Raw genomic sequence first — 17159 nt, 5'->3', positions numbered from 1 at the left:
ATTAATCACCTCAGATAAGATACCGCATATATTATATTAAGGAAAGACTCTCTATCCTTACAAACTTCACCTTTACATACACTATTACCTATTAAGTCCTTTAGCTCGTTATAAAGGTCTTTTGCGACTTTTTCATCATTGGTATTCCTATCTATTACTCTGTAAACTAAGCGCTTAAAGACTTCTCTATCTCCCTTATACTCTCCTATATTGATTGCATCATAAATTAAACTATTACTGACTTTTTCATTCTCTATCAATTCCAGAAATTTTCCTACTATTTTTATTTGATTATCATTAAATTCTCCATTATAGCTGAATTTTAATATACTGTATTCGAAATTTGAAATTCCTCTACCAGAAGATATAAAGACTACGTCTTTGCCTTCAACTTTATCCTTTAGCTCTAGTAGATAATTTGAGACCGAAATAGACAATGGTAGTGGGTCTTTATAATGAGCAACAAAAATTGAATAACTTCTACCGTAGGCTCTTAACGAATCAATTACTATCCCACTATAAGACTTAAAGCCATCAAAACTATTATTTGGATCGTCTGCATATCTCCAGTAAGACTTTCTTGTCTGCATTATCGAGTCTAAAACCACATATTTTTCATTAAATCTTATTGGTGATAATGCTAATATATCATCTCCACCTAGATATATAGGTACTGCAGTATTATAGTTTAGTATTCTATTATCAATTACTGCTTGAAGAGTTAATGATCTAGAAAGCGTATAAGCATATGCTGGTGTTAGTGGTATCTGGTTGTAAATTTGTTGCTGATCTGGGTACAACTTTTTCCTTATATTAACAAGTGCGTCTTCAACTTTAGAGGATTTTTCAAGTATGTTTTTTACTATTTGTTCTTCTGCTCCAATTTCTTTCAAGTAATTTGCTATTTCTTCCATATATTCCTTAACTGTCAAATGACCGTTTTTCCCTGGTAATACACCGTTCCAGAATCCCTTACCCATATAATCTGCATCGGCTTTAATAATGGCATAATATAAATTACCGTATTGTTTAAGTAACTCCTTATCTACTATACCGCATGCTGATTTTACACCACTATAACATCTACAGTAGTTTTCTGCTGCAGTGGGGTTTTTAAATACCTTGTCTATATCTTTAGAGAATATTTCTTCTCCTGTTTCAAAAGTATCTTTTATAATTTTTACGTAATGTTCTGCGAAATCTGCCATTGCCAATTCTGAAGTTGACGGAAATCTATATTTTATTCCAACAACCTTAATTCCTAATTTATCTATGACGTTAACAAATTTATCACTTTTTAATTCGCGTTTTACTGCACAGTATGGGCATAAGTAATCGTCTACGTCATTCTCTTCTTTATCGTCTATTTTATCATCACTATGATAATATAATACTGAGGGTAAAATTCCGCAAACTGTACATACCTTGTAAGGTTGTTTCGATATTTCACTAACTATATCACTTATTAAACTCCCATAGGAGTACTTAACCTTACTATAGTCTAGTGCTTTCTTATACAAAAATTCAAAGAATAACGAGTACTCTAATGGAAACGTTCCTCTTGTGCATCTTATATCTTTTCCTATTCCTACTTTTTCTGAATACTCTTTGAATACATTACTTATCTTTACAATATTAATTACAGGATTTATTGGAGGAGTTTCTATTGCTTTTCTAATATAATCACTTACCGAGCTCCATTCACCTATTACTTCCTCTGCTATAATTTTCCAAGCATTGTAGAAGTTTTTCTTAAGGATATCCTTTATTTTATTCTCGTCATCATCAGGTAAAAGTAATATTACTTTTTCACTCATCATTGATATCCTAGGATCATCCTTAAGACCCGCATATTTCTCGGCGTATTCCTTAATTTTTAAATTATTTTTTACGTTATTATAAAGCCATGATATAAAGAAGTGATTTAAGCTTAACTCTGGCCTGAGAACTATATCTGGACCATACTTTTTAACAAATTCCTCAATCGATTTCCATAATAATGCAGAAGATAACCAGCTTGATACCCATAAGTCTCTGCTTTTCCTACTTATGGAAATAAATTCTTGAATTGATGGAAATTCTAGTACAGTTACTGAACCCTTAAACTTTAATTCATCCCCTTTACATTCTATTATATTTAACATAGCTGCAGTAGCAGTTGCGTGGTCAAATATAGTGTGAGTTGGTACTCTAGTATCTGCGAGGGGAGGAGTATTCGGAAAATACTTATACCAAAGTAACGGAGTTAGGAAATAAATTAAGTGATATCTAAATTCCTTTTTCTCACTATTCACAATATTTGTGAGATCGTCTACGAATTTATTCACATCTTGTTCCGATATTTTAGGCCTATCTAACTTGAACCTTTTTGATGGGGAGAAGATGTTTAGCTTAAATATTACCTTGTCTACTTTTTTACCTTTCTCCTTATTATTTTCTAAATCAGAGTAGAGTATATTAATTATCCACCTATCTATCGTAGAGGCCAATTTATCTGCTGCTTTAATCTCTGGTGGTATGTCTTCTATTTCTATTCCTAATTTTTTTAATAACTCTATTGCATGCTCTTCATGGCTTCCTTTAATATCTCCAGTGATTATCCACGCCTTCCAAGGTGGATCGTGAAAATAGGCTATTATTTTCTTATCTAGGAACTCGGGCATTTTAACTCTACCTCCTTAGATATAATAGTTAAATCACCATAACCTCTACTAGTTCTTCTTCCCCAACCCATCTTCATTGAAAATAAGAAGGATTGTAATAATTGATATAGGGAATTTTTTCCACACTCTTCTAATTCCTTCTTATCGAATGCTACGAAAGTTACGAATTCTACTCCTTCATTTATTGCTAGGAACTTTATTGGAACAGGATTTACATAATACTCATTATCTGCACCACTGTAATGTGGAGTCATAATATCATAATCTAATATTTGCCCAGAGGAGACTGGATAAGCGTCAAAGAAGATTACCTTTCCTACTCCATTAGGATCTCCAAATATACATGATGTCATCTTCTCGTCGTTTGTTAATTCCTTAAAATAGTCCTTTATAATTCCTTTAATAGTCGAACCGGATATGTAAGGCGTATCAAGTATTAGATCCCATGACATAGGTACTTCCGTTATGAAGTATATAGGACTCCAACCTGAAATAAATTTACGTAAAGTTTTAAATTTTATTTCTATGAAACACTTATTAGACTTCTCGAGAGCTTTGTATAGATCATTAATGTAAGCGTTAATTACACTAGTATTTAACTTATATGAAACTAATTGTCTCATCACGTTTTCCTTAGCGTTCAATTTAACATTATTACCTCTTCTCAAATACTCAATATAAGCTTTTATAGCACTAAGTAATGAGTTTACCATTATCTGCACCAGCATCTTATCATTATTTGTAGGGCATTTGTGTAATTTTCGATTAATTGTTTTAAGCCCCCAGCAGATAAATTTTTATTTCTTGATGCCAACTGTCTTTCGTGAGCGGATAATCCAGATTCATTCATTAAACTTGTTACTGGCCTTACTAGAACTTTAATCCGATCAGCTATTTTATAGTTAGTGTGTACTCCTATATGTACTATATCGCTTACTTCCATCTCATGGTCTAGTAATGACAAAAATGGGAGTATTAAAATCTTATCCTTAAAAGGCGAGATAATATACATTGATTGCCTTCTGATCTCAGCTAGCTCGACTCCTCTTAATCCATAATAACCAGTAATACCGTTAAGTGGTTTATATTTGTTACCTTCTTTATCAGTCTTTATATTATTATTTAATTGAAAATACTTTCTAATAATATTATCTAAGTTTTGCGGGTCCACATTAAGATTATAACCTTTAACGTTGGTTTTAAATGTAACCTTAGAATGCCTTGGCAACCCAAGTATGAATGTATGAATATAACCACCTTCATCTGTAATCTTAGTATTAAAAGCACAAGTCTTAAATGTTGATTTCATTACAGCTTTTTGGATAGCTTCCAATTGTCCGCATACATTTGTATTACAAGATATAACCTTAATGGCATCTGAGGAGTCTCCTTCTGGTAACGGTGCTACTGGTACTGCTGACTCATACCACACATTATTTCTATTACAATTAGTAACTCTTTTGAATGTAGTATAAAATTCTTTAAAGGCACCTTTTACATCACCATTTAATACCTTATCACAAACACTCTCAGTAGCTTCAGCACAATTATCTGGGATAAATCTACCGAATCCCCTATTGACTCCTTTTCCTACCCCTAAAAAAGCTAAGGTTATTATCAAAGAATCAATAATAATCTCATCGAATTCCGTTTTTTTATTTCGATAAATCTCAACTATAAGCTCTCTAATATTTACTGGCATAGAATTAGGCTTATTTCTTTCACCCTGAGCGAAAAGCCTAATTCTGGGTAAATCAGTACAATTACTCTTAGTCGGTTGTGTATTGCTGGTTTTAATAGTATACAGTGACTTAGAATTAGTAGAACCCAAATATTGTGAAACAAACTTTTCGGCTTCTGCGTAACTATTGAGATTCGTAGCACAAAACCTATTATAAACAGTTCTTAAGAACCATCTTAATCTGCCTATTATTTCATCTTCATCAACATGTCCTGAAGTCTTTCCTTCATAATCTCCACCCCACCAAGGCGTGATTCCTCTAAACCTTATTCTTGCTACTAGCCTTTGTTCAACTAGTTTATTAACTTCTTTTTCTAAGTTTATTAAATTTATTTTCTCACTCATAAGGTAAAGCCTCCAAAACCTTCTTTATTTCATTTAGATACAGTAACATTATCCTCTCATCCTTAAAATCAACCTTAGTAGCTATGTCGATTAATTCATAATATAGTTTACTTGTATCAGAGGTTATAATAACGTTCTTCCCTATCTTTTCCAGAGTTAGGAGAAGAATACCGATGTAACCAGAATATCCTGCACTTTCCTTCTTTTGTAACTCCTCACATATAACCGAAGTATCATTACTAACACCCTTCAATACCTGATAAACCTTATGTACATTTTCATATTTCTCCACCTTAGAAATATAGAACATATAAGCTGAAGAAAAACCTAGACTGAGCATTAATGAAGGGAAGTCCACAGCCCTTCTGACTAAACCAGGTTTACTTAAGTCTTTCTCTAATTGACAATTCGCTGATATAATCCTTTTGCCTATATTTATAGCAAAATCTACATACTCGTTCATTAAATCACCTTTATTTTCACAAGTCCTTTTCCTATAGTTTCTTTACCCCCCAGAAATATTGCAGCATTATCTAATTTTTCCCTAAACTCTTTATCAATATCTTTTATACCTACGCACAACTCATTAGTCCTTTCGGCATCTATTATAGCTCCTATGAAAACTGTTCCTTGAGGTAAGTACTCCTCAGTCCACAAGTTTTGAGATTTCTTAGTATTATCGTCTAGCACATTCCTTGTCACTCTCACAAGGGCTGACTCAACCACTTGCAATCCTACATCGTCACTAAAAACATAAACTTTATCTTTAATTAGGCTGCCTAACTTTTTAACACTATCACTAAGAGTGAGGGTATAAGATGATTTTAATTTACCTAGTAATATACCTATCTCTTCTCCGTGATTAGTGATAGTATATATATTTTCAATTTTCATAGCAGAAGTATCCTTAAATATACTTAAGATATCCAATGTCTTTCTTAGTAGATAATCTGTAGAAACGTAAATATATCCATCAAGGCTAGCTATAGGGTAAAAAACGGGTATAAGATCAGTAATTATAAACCTACCCATATATTTTTCATCTTCGTCGGGTTCAGCACCGAATATACATTTTGCAAGCTTATCATTTTTTCCCATTAATGTTGATTTTAGAACCCCCTTAAAGCTAGAGCCGTAAACTATAGGATAACCTATTGAATCCCTTTGGAACGGCAGATCTACTACACCAGGAGCTCTCCCCATTCCTACGTGAACAGGAGTTATTGCATAGGCTAAGACTAAATAAGTCTTTGACACAATAAATAATTTTTGAGAGTTAAATATAAGTATTTCCTTATTTATATAACATCTGATAATAAGTTAGAAATTACTTAATAAATTTGTAAATTAATAACAACTTTGCATAGAACATAATGTTTCCAATACTACCTTATTGCGTATAGTTTATACATAAAATAAATTATTTTAGTATAAGATACTAAGCTATGATCTCTCTCCATAACCTTCGATTAAAGTGGAGCATTATACGCTTTCTGAGGATGTTCTCAAACAGTCATGAAATTTAAAATTTATTGTAATATTATATTAAGTTAATTAGTATCTTTAACCACATTAAAATAAACCTTACTTAAGGAATGTATCATTCTCGAGGAGATGCGAGGATAAATAGCCTTTGGTTGTTAGGTAACCTTATAAAGAAATCATAACCTTTAAACACAAATGTTTAAAACAAAATCTTCAAATTTCTATGTCTTTTCAGTGAATAAAGATAGTAGAACCCTTTTGTATTTACTATAATTTTTTGCTAAAATTTTTAGAAATTAATAACTATCTAAACACAGTCCCATAATTTATCAGAGAGAGTATTATCTAAGTTTTATGTGAGGCTTAATAATCATGATGAGTTTTATCTCGTAGTGTTGCATAGTTATATAAACTTATTGAATTAAGGAAAATCTACATAAAAAGTGAAACTATGATATTGATTTCTTATATTCTATTTATATTATATAGAAATTTACGATAATCATGATGATACAAAGGTCTTATACTGTAAAATTCGTTTTAAAGAACTTAACAAATATTCTCATTTTTCGTTTCTCTAAACATTTAATACTCCTTCCTTATACCTAAAAGAGGTAAATTAAATTAACCCATATTATTACTTGACCCTCAACTACTGCTAGTCTATAGAATAATCTCTAAAATTTATCCCGATATTTAGTGAATATGAAGGAAGATATAGAAGCTCACTTCTCAGTTTACTGATCTCTAGGTGTGTGGGGATTCTAATTTCATATCACTAATTTGGTTTAACTCTTCATAATCTAAAGCCTTTTATCTTGCCTTTTCGAGTTTCAACCTTTAGAAATTATCCCAATGGTTCTGTTCCTTCTGTTAATTGTCTTTCAATTCCTTTTTGGATTCATCATTAAAAAGTATGAAGCACGAGAAGGAACTAGAAGTTGCAACTTTAGTAAAATCTTTCAATTCCTTTGAGGATTCATCAATCTTTATAATAGATGAAGAGAAAATAAAAGATTTTATTAACTTTCAATTCCTTTGAGGATTCATCAGAACAACAAAGAAATCATAACGTTTGAACCTATTGGAAGTACCTTTCAATTCCTTTGAGGATTCATCTTAAACGTAGAAGAAGAAACGTTAGAAGAAGAAGACGTCCTTTCAATTCCTTTGAGGATTCATCATTAAACGAAATCGGTAACGACTTTATTAACGCTTTAAACTTTCAATTCCTTTGAGGATTCATCGAGGCAAGAATAAAAAATCGACCCCGCCAAAGGCGGGGACTTTCAATTCCTTTGAGGATTCATCAAACAGTACAAGTTTCAAGTCAAAGCTAATTTTTTATTACTTTCAATTCCTTTGAGGATTCATCGGCTAATGCTAATATATTTCGATTGTTGTTTATTATTAACCCTTTCAATTCCTTTGAGGATTCATCAACGGAAAGGTTGTTAACTATGTTACGGAACTTCAATACACTTTCAATTCCTTTGAGGATTCATCTAATGCATGTGATGTATTCAATTTTTTAGTCTGGCTCTTTCAATTCCTTTGAGGATTCATCACTAAACGTGATATAGACGTGTTGAAAACGGCCCTTAACTTTCAATTCCTTTGAGGATTCATCCTAAGAGAGTCAAACGTTATGGCGGTGACAGTTGTCGTATCTTTCAATTCCTTTGAGGATTCATCAAGACGTTAGGTGAAGAAATCAACATAACGATATTTAACTTTCAATTCCTTTGAGGATTCATCATACGAATTATATAAGTGGTATCAACAAAGAAACCTCTTTCAATTCCTTTGAGGATTCATCAAACAGTGACCTGGAAATATCTCCAGATGAAGTTCAGCTCTTTCAATTCCTTTGAGGATTCATCATTCCTAATAAAGCTTCTTGAACAGAAGAAGGAAAAGAAAGCTTTCAATTCCTTTGAGGATTCATCGATTTGCGAGAGCCGAGAATATCACAGTGCCTCAAGGAGCTTTCAATTCCTTTGAGGATTCATCTTGGTGATGGGTTATTATATTGCGGATTATGCGATTATCTTTCAATTCCTTTGAGGATTCATCTTGAAGTGCCATCTGACAATATTATTGAGATATTTTTCTTTCAATTCCTTTGAGGATTCATCAAAGGAAAAGGAGTTCTACGATAAAGTAATCAAATTATTCTTTCAATTCCTTTGAGGATTCATCCTGGCTGGTGTTGTGGTTGTGAAATTGGTGGTTGTGGAATTAACTTTCAATTCCTTTGAGGATTCATCTAAACGAGTGTATTGCTATAAAGACTCAGAAAAACTTTCAATTCCTTTGAGGATTCATCCTTTACGACGTTTCCTGACGTCATTCAAAGGGGAATCATCTTTCAATTCCTTTGAGGATTCATCGTGTAATCATCAACTATTATAACATTCTCTATGGCTTTCAATTCCTTTGAGGATTCATCGTTTGAAGAAAAAACAGGTTGAATTGAATTAGATGGATTCTTTCAATTCCTTTGAGGATTCATCAATAATCAATAATGGATTATATGCTAAAATTGTTCTTCTTTCAATTCCTTTGAGGATTCATCCTAACGATGAATCCAATAACGTAGTTCATAACGACATACCTTTCAATTCCTTTGAGGATTCATCGAAGAATATGCGGTGTATAGTGCTCTTTGTTATTCTTATACCCTTTCAATTCCTTTGAGGATTCATCATAAAATTATTCTTCCATAACCACTCCTTAAGTCCTCTATCTTTCAATTCCTTTGAGGATTCATCTGTTTTAATGCTCTAAATAAAACATGGATTAATGCTCGTGCTTTCAATTCCTTTGAGGATTCATCTATATTGACATTGATATTTTTTCTATCATTGAAATATGGAACTTTCAATTCCTTTGAGGATTCATCTATATTGACATTGATATTTTTTCTATCATTGAAATATGGAACTTTCAATTCCTTTGAGGATTCATCATAAATGTGAAATATGAATTCATAAGCTTTGGGAATACCTTTCAATTCCTTTGAGGATTCATCTCTCTATTTGTGCAGGGACTAACGGTTTACTTTTCTGTGTCTTTCAATTCCTTTGAGGATTCATCGAAAATGAGGTAGGGAAGAAGGTCGCTTTGAAAGTCATATCACTTTCAATTCCTTTGAGGATTCATCAAATATTACTTTTAGACATGAGGCGGATGTGGGTAAGATCTCTTTCAATTCCTTTGAGGATTCATCTTGCAGATGTACTAGGGGCGACCCCCCTCGTCGTAAAGCCTTTCAATTCCTTTGAGGATTCATCAGTGCAGAAGAGGCAATTGACGAGTTATCATCTGCCATAACTTTCAATTCCTTTGAGGATTCATCATCTCTTTGAGGGTCTTAACTCCCGCTTCCTTCTGTCTCAATACTTTCAATTCCTTTGAGGATTCATCAAATTCAAAACTTTCGTTATCTCTTTCTCATTCAAATACTTTCAATTCCTTTGAGGATTCATCTGTTTTGTTTTTATACTACTTTACTTCATTTTTCGTTTTTCTCCTTTATAAGTTTTTGTTTTCAAGGTTTTTCCTTCTTGCGACCGTTTTTCCTAGTAATTTCTTTTCCCTTTTTTGGTCGCATTGTTCAAATGCTGAATTGAATTAAAGAGTTAATTTATAAATGTTAGTGATACGGTACTATTATCGTATTGGTCGCACCGGTTTTAATAAATTTACGTTTTTAAATCTCTTGTAAAAATAGGAGATTTCACATAGTTAATTTGAACTCTTCCTTCCCTGGAATAGTATCATCACGTTAAACATTTTTAAAGAAATGATAGAATATAACAAAAATTACTCAATTACACGTGATAGAAATACTTATAAAAACACTTTTAACCCACGGTTTTTACGTCAAATCATAAACAGCGAGAAACTAAACACTATACAAAAATACACGATTTTAAAGCTCAATAACATTTACGGTACCTAATCACACAATTAGTTCTGAAAGAATATAATTCCTCTTGTTGATAGATATCTTATGATTACCGGGATAACAGTGAAGCACTACGCATATTGTCCCCATATAGTGAGGTTAGAGGCATTAGGCTTTTCCGAAAGAATAAGTGAGGCGATGTTAGAGGGCCAACAAATAGATAAGGAGAAAGAGGTGAGTTTTCTCTTTACAAAGTATAAGGAGATAATAAGAAAGCCCGTTTATAGGTGGAAAGATCTAGTAGGTTCTCCGGATTTTGTCCTTCATGCTTATAACTATTATACTCCTTTAGATGTTAAAGCCGGGAGAGTACCGCGGTTAGACCACAAATATCAGATCCTTTTCTATTCCTATATAATGGACAGGCTGGGAATCACTGTTAAAGAAGCAATGCTCTATTACGTTTACGGGAAAAAGCTTATAAGGCTTCAATACGGCGAGGCGGAGAAAAAGTTCGTTGAAAAGCTAATAGGCTGGATAAGGGAAGCCATGAACGGCGAAATAAAAGTAGTTCAGAAAAGGGAGAAGTGTGAGAACTGCGGTTTTTTCTCGTACTGTAAGCCGAGAAAAGTGGGGAAACTTTACTATACCCTTTAGCGTTTTACGGAAAAAGATGATAGTAGTTTATGTTGAATCATGAAAATCTTATTGATAGCAATAGCTAAATAGACGTTAAGTTTTTACAAACTAGTTAAAGAGGATTATGTTTAACTATTAGTAAGCGTTAAATCTGCTTTGTTAGTCTTTTAAACTGTAGTGAAGTTTTATTAGGATAATAGCTGGTTTTAAAAGTAGTTAGTTCTGGTAATAATTCTAAGTAATTCACACCGCATGATCTTATTTGTTCATAGCTTAAAGTACGACAGCCTCTGTGATGAGACCTTTATAAAGTGTAAGTCTTCGTAGAAATACTCACTAAGTGGTTTATAATTTTCGTCTTTTCTTTTTTCAAGAAGAAGCTCTACGTACCAGTCTTTTCTAAGCTTACATTCATAGAAAATACATGAGAAAACTAACCTTCAAACTATACGCAATTTTTATATACAGGATAGGTGATGATGGTGACTATCTAATTTGGGAAGGGATTTTGTCCTTTATAATCTCAGAAATTATAAAATGATTTTTTACATCTAGAAAAATACTATTGTCCTAGCAGTTGATGACATCAAGTCGCAGAAATAACTCCTACAATCCCCTTTAGAGTAAACGCTTTCCAGTTTGTCCTTCAGCTTATTGAACTTAACAATCATCTCACCGTACTCTTTTTGGTCTATAATTGTCGAAACCAAATGGGCACCTACGTCCCTAGCAGAGAGGACTGCTGCAGCACTTATTGCCTTCCTTCCCCCGGTAAAGTCCATGAAATCTCCTGGCTTTAGTATTTCTCTCACTGTTTCTCTAACTGTGATGAAATCTTTGGGGTTTTCTATATCGTTAAACGGAAATACTACTTCCTTAATCTTTTCAAATCCTATACAGCAAAGGAGAATTGCCCTTAAAGCATAATAAGCCTCTTCCGTACCCTTAGTTCTGAGAACTATAAATTCATCAAACTTTATCTCTTTAGGTTCAAAAGGGGCTATGTATTTCCCCGTAGACAGGTTTTGGAGAGTTTCAGCCACACCTCCCGGAGAGGTGCCAAGTGTTGAAACAAGCTTTACCATAGCAATATTTTCTCGAGAAAGGTTATATTTTTCATTTTTGTAATGTGTTTAGTTTTTCGCTGTTTACGATTTGACGTAAAAATCGTAGATTAAAAGAAGGTTGAAGAATTGATTAGCACTCATCAGAAAAATCCTTAAAATGTATAGGGAATTCTTCTTACTGGCTGAAGATTTCTTTCTACTAGCAGACGTGACTTTAATTCTAAAATAGGTACTCTCTTTAATGGAAATTTTTAAGTTACGTTAAAGTAGAATAACCGCTAAAGTTAATTAGTAAGGCTAGAATTAAGAAGAAGAGCATATATAGAGTAGTTATACTTTTATTTGCGTTTTTAAAATTTTATCTTATGAAAGCACCACTAATGTTAAGGATACGCACTAAGAAAGGGGATAAGTTACTCATATATGAACAAGTTATCTTATGGATCATGTATGTTGTAATTAATTTTGGGCTGTTCACGAATAACTTACTCCTATTTGGTACAATAGCACTAGTCTTAGGCATTGTTTTAATTACTTTAGTTCTAAAATCATACTCTTATTTAAACATTAAAATAACACCAGAACGAGTTGAGATAGGTAAGCGGAAGATACCCCTAGATCAAGTAAGGGAGATAAGAGTATTGAAGATTAATGGTCCTACAGCCGACTTAATTGTAGTTTACGAAGGAGGAGAAACGCTCATCGAGGAGGTTAAGAACTGGAAAGAAGTCTTATATATATTTCAAAGATATAAGGAGAACATTGTATGAAGTGTAATTGTTGGAATATTAACCACAATCCTCAATTGTAGAGTTTAGAAGTACTCCAGATAACGGAAAAACCCGGCTTAAGGAGTATGAATTCTCAGTCATAGCATAAGCTCATCACATCTATCCTCATATTGTTCTTCTGGTTCACTGTGTATATAGTCTTTTTCATCATAATTGTAAAGGACTATTTACCTTAAGATTAAGCTAAACAATCGAGGCGACAAGATATGCTTTGTATCTATAAATTTACCCTTTGCATTTACTATGAAAAAGACTATACAACCCTTTAAGTGCTTGCCATTTAAGTATTTGTTTTTGTTACCTCATTCTTAGTGTTCTGATAATCTTTTTCCAAGTTTTTCAATATGTAGTTCTCTATTGCTGATAATTTAATCTTATTTCCTAACTCTATTCTACCCTCCTTCACTTCTGCCTTTAAGTCCTTAGAGAGACTCCCGTGCATTAATATATTTCTAAACTGAAGCATACTACTCTTCTCAAGGTATTCACGGACAATCTCATCACATTCCTTATAATTTTTATCATCATCACTAAATATACCGCCTCCTCTGGAGTTAAGACAAAAGGCTACTGGAAGTTCTCTAGCTAACGATATTGCCTTATCATAATAACCTACTTTAATATATAAGTCTAAAATTTTTTCGAGGACTTCCAAGTCATTTCCGCTATAAATTAAGTCCTTAACTTTAATAGTAGAATAGAAGTGAGAGAGTACTATCCTGTTCTCGTTCTCGAAGTAAGCGTGGTTATACCATTCGCCATATGCCATAGAAAGCGAATTTACGTCATTTTCTAACTCGTTTATATAATCTTTTAGTTCTTTCATACTTTTTACGCCTTCTAAAGCAAAACCGTTCCTTAAATTCTTCAGAAAGCTAATTACCTTATTTGGGTCATCAGATTTGATCTTTCCTATTAGTTCCTTCATTTCCTTAAATTCACTGGGGTTTAATTTCCTAAGAGTTTCGCTGTAATCTCTGAAGTATCTCTCATCTACTTTCTCTATGGAATAAGTTATAGCTAAGGAGTCCTTCATAGCCTTAACAACTTCTGTTAACTCAACCACTGATACCTTATTTCCTGGAGCCCCCATTATTGGTGCCGCTACAAACCTGCAGTTGAAAAGGGATCCTACAGCCATTGTAACTGATACTAATACGTTAGTACCGTGAGTTAGGTCAACTATTATCTCATCGCAAGATTTGCTCAGCTCGTTAAATATTGAATAAATTACGTTAAATATGAAAACAGGAGATCTTTCCGTAGAATATGGGTTTCTCTTATATTTCTGCCCTTCACTTAATAATTTACCTTCTTTGTCAACATAATAAGCCTGCCCACTACCTACATTCGGTATAACTCTAACGTCGATTTTGTTGACGAAATCCTCTACGTCTTTTTTCATATTCTCGTCTTTGAACAGCTGGTTACTCCTATTTAATATCATATTCTTATATCCCTTTATTAAAATAGGGAGATCTTTGGCTGTAGAATTGCCATGAACTACTAGGCTATCTGGCAATAGTGCTACTATTTTTTGTGGGTCTAAGAGTTTAGCTAATGCATGGGCTGAGAAAAATGTGTTAAACTCCTTACCTTCAAATTCATAATTAGTAGTTGTATATGAAGTTACGTCCCCCGCTATATAAACTAAGCACTTCATAATGAAATGATATGAGGAATGTTGTCTTATATATATTTCTATCAAATACCAAGTATAATACGCGAAATTAATGTGATTTAAGGTCTCTTGAAATGCACTATTTGCTATAGCCTCAGACAAAGCAAAGTTTACAACAGTGGAAGATTCAGCTATCCTTTGTGATTTTATCATTTAGACGATTATAGACAAAGAGGAATAGCTTAAGTTAGAATTCGCTTAGGTGAACTACCAGATAACTTCTATTCCCATATTTGTTGCAACTAAAGTTAAGTCCTTATCACCGCTCAAAATCTTTAACCCCAGCTTTTTAGCGGTCTGTATTAATGTAGAATCCACTATACTTAGTTTTCTCCCTTCTGATGAAACAATTTTATCACCTTCACTCTTAATCCTTGCACTTTCTAAGAAATCATCTACTGAAAGTTCAACAATCTTGAAGTACGAATTAAGAAAACTCTTTACCTCATCAAGAGATTTTAATGCTGGAATTCTTCCTCGAAACCAATGCACTGTAAACTCATAAGCAACTGTAGACGTAATTATACCCTCTATTTTTCTATCTCTAACTTTGAGCATAATTTCCTTCCCTCTTTCCGTAAGTTCTCCAAAAGCCATTGCGAGTAACGCATAAGTATCAATAATTATTTTCTCTTCCAAAATTCCTCTTCCTCCTCATCCAGTCCCTTTTCTGCCTCTTCAGCAGACCCTTTACAACAATTCCATACCCTATCCCATAGATCGATTTTTTCTATAACAATCTTATTTCCTTCAACCGTTATTTTAACTGCATCACCCTCTTTTAAACCGATTTCATCCCTTATTCCCTTAGGAATTACTATTATACCTTTCTTATTTAATTTTGTAATTGTTTCCATGAGTTTAACTCATTGGTTAAACTTAAAAGTTTAACCATATAATCATGGTAAGGTTTAATGGTCTGGCAATCTTAACTTCACGGCAAAAATTTACGTTAGAAAGCTTTGGTAGTAAGGGTTAATTGTAAATCAGTATCTAAGTCTTTCTTATTTTTTCTCTTTCCTTCTCAAGTCTTTCATCCCATATATCTTTAAAGTATTTATCTATATGGAAACCCATTCTATAACTTCTCTAATGTCATCTTTTACCTCATCCTCATTTCTATAATCCACGAAGTTAGGGTCGAAGTCATTATAAGAAAACTTGTGTAGTGAGAGGGCAGTACTAACGACATTTTCGATATCAATACCTCGCTTCTTAAATTCTTTTGCAATACCTATAAGACCGGTAGTTGGTGCAGAATAACTAAAGTTTTCATACTATGAAACCTCTTTTTCATCCTTTCCTTTTAAAATCTCACTAAGTTTAGATACTCTACCAGAGCGCTTACCGCAGATTTAACAGAAAGAAAAGCTTGCGAACGCATTTTTTAGGAGACCCCTTTTAAGCATCTCTAAAGCCAATCTAGCTTCAATTAAGCTTTCATATACCTTTGTATAAACATATTCCTTAGGATTCTTCTTATAATCTAAATAGCCTTCCATAAATATATTGTAGGGACTAGGTTTATAAGCGGTTTGGACGTTCTTAGAACATAATCCTATTTTCTCAATTAAAATTGCTCGTACTTACTTTTTAAATTAAGCTGTTATAAGCACTGATATAAGAAAACTTAAGGACCTAAGAGGCTGTAAGGCAAAATTAATAAGTTTATGCTCATAGGACTATAGTATGAAAGTACAAGTCAATATTGCAGATCCACTAAAGATTGAGGAGTCTTTAGATCTAGGAAAAACTACTATGTTTATAGGACCTAACTTAGCCGGAAAGTCTTTACTCCTAAGATGTATATTCTCCTCTATTACTAAAGCTGAGAAATACATTCTTACTGTAGACTTTAACAGCGTGGGAGAATGTTCTATAGATGAAGAATTCAATTATGCAATTTACGTAGATCCTTATGCCGTAATATATTTTCTCTATGACAAGTACAAAAGCCTTTTTGAAGAGGAAGAGACGTCTAGTAAGCATTCCTCTCTCACTTATGTACGAGAGGACGTTAAAGGAATTTTAAGACTTGCGGAAATAAGGTCATTGACTAGAGACGACGATTTAGTTCAGGCTGCGAACGAACTAAATAACGTCCTTACACAAATATCTGAAGAACTGAAAGAGGTTGAACATGAGGAAGAAGTAAAATACATATACCCGCTTAAAATATCTGTAATCAGTAGAGGCATAGAGTGGAAAGATGCCTTTGGTAATGAGGGCAATAGTGTTAATAACCTACCTCCATCTTTCTATCCTTCATTTATAGTTACAGCTGCTCTTTATTCTTACGCCCTAAGTAAAAAGAGAGTTAAGGTACTACTTTTGTTAGATGAGCCAGATGCGTTTGCATATCCTAGTTTTGCCTATACCATGGGTAGGATAATCAGGAATTTCAGTAATAAATCAGAGTACTTTTACACATTAATAATCACTCATAACTGGGACTTTTACAAAGGTATGCTACACGATAAACCGTTAAATTTAAGGCTATTTAAGTGTAGTAGGAACGGGAATACCATATCAATAAGGCCACTATCGATTGACGAATGGTATATTCCAGGATTAAGCGTCTCTGCGGTGTTAAGGTAAAAGTTTGGACCATTTTAAGTTAAAAACACGTTATTCTGCATATATTATAAAAACTACAACAGAGAAAATTGAAGGATTCAGAAAAGCATCTAAAAAACTTATAGATGGAAATAACAAGAAGAGTAAGGATAACCTATTAAAAAATCACATGTATTCCTAAAGGAATTGATAGAATAATAGGAGTAAGATGACATTACACTTTGTTTTTTAGCATCCCTAAAGGAATTGAGAATCAT

12 protein-coding genes, 1 pseudogene and 1 CRISPR repeat array are annotated in these 17159 nt (G+C 33.1%); of the genes and pseudogenes, 3 read left to right on the top strand and 10 right to left on the bottom strand.

Annotated features, from left to right (window positions below; all coding sequences use genetic code 11):
• Positions 1-5: 5 nt before the first annotated feature.
• From D1869_RS14565 to cmr4, 5 genes are read right to left on the bottom strand one after another with little or no spacing between them, the layout of a single operon-like run.
• Positions 6-2663, bottom strand: a complete 2658-nt coding sequence (locus D1869_RS14565) for a type III-B CRISPR-associated protein Cas10/Cmr2 (protein WP_156015768.1) — start codon at positions 2661-2663, stop codon at positions 6-8.
• The gene (cmr6, locus tag D1869_RS14560) at positions 2648-3376 is read right to left on the bottom strand and encodes a type III-B CRISPR module RAMP protein Cmr6 (protein WP_184651066.1); all 729 of its coding nucleotides are present in this window, start codon (positions 3374-3376) and stop codon (positions 2648-2650) included. The genes D1869_RS14565 and cmr6 overlap by 16 nt, the downstream gene beginning before the upstream one ends.
• Positions 3376-4749: a type III-B CRISPR module RAMP protein Cmr1 gene (gene cmr1, locus D1869_RS14555; RefSeq protein WP_156015767.1), complete on the bottom strand. Its 1374-nt coding sequence runs from the start codon at positions 4747-4749 to the stop codon at positions 3376-3378. The genes cmr6 and cmr1 overlap by 1 nt, the downstream gene beginning before the upstream one ends.
• A complete protein-coding gene (locus tag D1869_RS14550; RefSeq protein WP_156015766.1) occupies positions 4742-5212 on the bottom strand; it encodes a type III-B CRISPR module-associated protein Cmr5 in 471 nt (156 codons plus the stop codon). The genes cmr1 and D1869_RS14550 overlap by 8 nt, the downstream gene beginning before the upstream one ends.
• Entirely contained in the window at positions 5212-6006 is a 795-nt protein-coding gene (cmr4, locus tag D1869_RS14545; protein WP_156015765.1) for a type III-B CRISPR module RAMP protein Cmr4, read from the bottom strand. The genes D1869_RS14550 and cmr4 overlap by 1 nt, the downstream gene beginning before the upstream one ends.
• A gap of 1109 nt (positions 6007-7115) precedes the next feature.
• Positions 7116-9726: direct repeats of the CRISPR family, unit length 25 nt; unit sequence CTTTCAATTCCTTTGAGGATTCATC.
• A gap of 526 nt (positions 9727-10252) precedes the next feature.
• On the opposite strand from cmr4, the gene cas4 reads away from it, so the two are divergent.
• Positions 10253-10804 carry a CRISPR-associated protein Cas4 gene (cas4, locus tag D1869_RS14540; RefSeq protein WP_156015764.1) on the top strand — a complete coding sequence of 184 codons (552 nt, stop codon included), beginning with the start codon at positions 10253-10255 and terminating at the stop codon, positions 10802-10804.
• A gap of 533 nt (positions 10805-11337) precedes the next feature.
• Here the strand turns inward: cas4 and crn1 are convergent.
• Positions 11338-11871 carry a CRISPR-associated ring nuclease Crn1 gene (gene crn1 / locus D1869_RS14535; protein ID WP_156015763.1) on the bottom strand — a complete coding sequence of 178 codons (534 nt, stop codon included), beginning with the start codon at positions 11869-11871 and terminating at the stop codon, positions 11338-11340.
• Positions 11872-12218: 347 nt separating this feature from the next.
• Between crn1 and D1869_RS14530 the strand changes: the two genes are divergently transcribed.
• Entirely contained in the window at positions 12219-12623 is a 405-nt protein-coding gene (locus D1869_RS14530) for a DUF3093 domain-containing protein (RefSeq protein WP_231113652.1), read from the top strand.
• 301 nt (positions 12624-12924) lie between these two features.
• Here D1869_RS14530 and D1869_RS14525 read toward each other — a convergent pair whose 3' ends face one another.
• From D1869_RS14525 to D1869_RS14510, 4 genes and pseudogenes are all read right to left on the bottom strand, one after another.
• Positions 12925-14307, bottom strand: a complete 1383-nt coding sequence (locus D1869_RS14525) for a TM1812 family CRISPR-associated protein (RefSeq protein ID WP_156015998.1) — start codon at positions 14305-14307, stop codon at positions 12925-12927.
• A gap of 225 nt (positions 14308-14532) precedes the next feature.
• Positions 14533-14964: a PIN domain-containing protein gene (locus tag D1869_RS14520; RefSeq protein ID WP_156015761.1), complete on the bottom strand. Its 432-nt coding sequence runs from the start codon at positions 14962-14964 to the stop codon at positions 14533-14535.
• Positions 14949-15182 (bottom strand): AbrB/MazE/SpoVT family DNA-binding domain-containing protein, encoded by a 234-nt coding sequence (locus D1869_RS14515; RefSeq protein ID WP_156015760.1) that lies wholly within the window; start codon positions 15180-15182, stop codon positions 14949-14951. The genes D1869_RS14520 and D1869_RS14515 overlap by 16 nt, the downstream gene beginning before the upstream one ends.
• Positions 15183-15318: 136 nt before the next feature.
• A pseudogene (locus tag D1869_RS14510) lies at positions 15319-15827 on the bottom strand (PaREP1 family protein).
• Positions 15828-16014: 187 nt separating this feature from the next.
• Between D1869_RS14510 and D1869_RS14505 the strand changes: the two are divergent.
• Positions 16015-16923: a hypothetical protein gene (locus D1869_RS14505; RefSeq protein ID WP_156015759.1), complete on the top strand. Its 909-nt coding sequence runs from the start codon at positions 16015-16017 to the stop codon at positions 16921-16923.
• The last annotated feature ends 236 nt before the right edge of the window (positions 16924-17159 follow it).

Origin of the sequence: Sulfurisphaera ohwakuensis, from assembly GCF_009729055.1 — an archaeon.
Classification (GTDB): domain Archaea; phylum Thermoproteota; class Thermoprotei_A; order Sulfolobales; family Sulfolobaceae; genus Sulfurisphaera; species Sulfurisphaera ohwakuensis.
This window is presented reverse-complemented; position numbering and strand designations above follow the sequence as displayed.

Bases quoted from the DNA above. Each gene is read 5' to 3' on its own strand.
- D1869_RS14565 (WP_156015768.1), bottom strand. From the start codon at position 2,663: ATGCCCGAGTTCCTAGATAAGAAAATAATAGCCTATTTTCACGATCCA.
- cmr6 (WP_184651066.1), bottom strand. From the start codon at position 3,376: ATGGTAAACTCATTACTTAGTGCTATAAAAGCTTATATTGAGTATTTG.
- cmr1 (WP_156015767.1), bottom strand. From the start codon at position 4,749: ATGAGTGAGAAAATAAATTTAATAAACTTAGAAAAAGAAGTTAATAAA.
- D1869_RS14550 (WP_156015766.1), bottom strand. From the start codon at position 5,212: ATGAACGAGTATGTAGATTTTGCTATAAATATAGGCAAAAGGATTATA.
- cas4 (WP_156015764.1), top strand. From the start codon at position 10,253: ATGATTACCGGGATAACAGTGAAGCACTACGCATATTGTCCCCATATA.
- crn1 (WP_156015763.1), bottom strand. From the start codon at position 11,871: ATGGTAAAGCTTGTTTCAACACTTGGCACCTCTCCGGGAGGTGTGGCT.
- D1869_RS14530 (WP_231113652.1), top strand. From the start codon at position 12,219: ATGAAAGCACCACTAATGTTAAGGATACGCACTAAGAAAGGGGATAAG.
- D1869_RS14525 (WP_156015998.1), bottom strand. From the start codon at position 14,307: ATGAAGTGCTTAGTTTATATAGCGGGGGACGTAACTTCATATACAACT.
- D1869_RS14515 (WP_156015760.1), bottom strand. From the start codon at position 15,182: ATGGAAACAATTACAAAATTAAATAAGAAAGGTATAATAGTAATTCCT.
- D1869_RS14505 (WP_156015759.1), top strand. From the start codon at position 16,015: ATGAAAGTACAAGTCAATATTGCAGATCCACTAAAGATTGAGGAGTCT.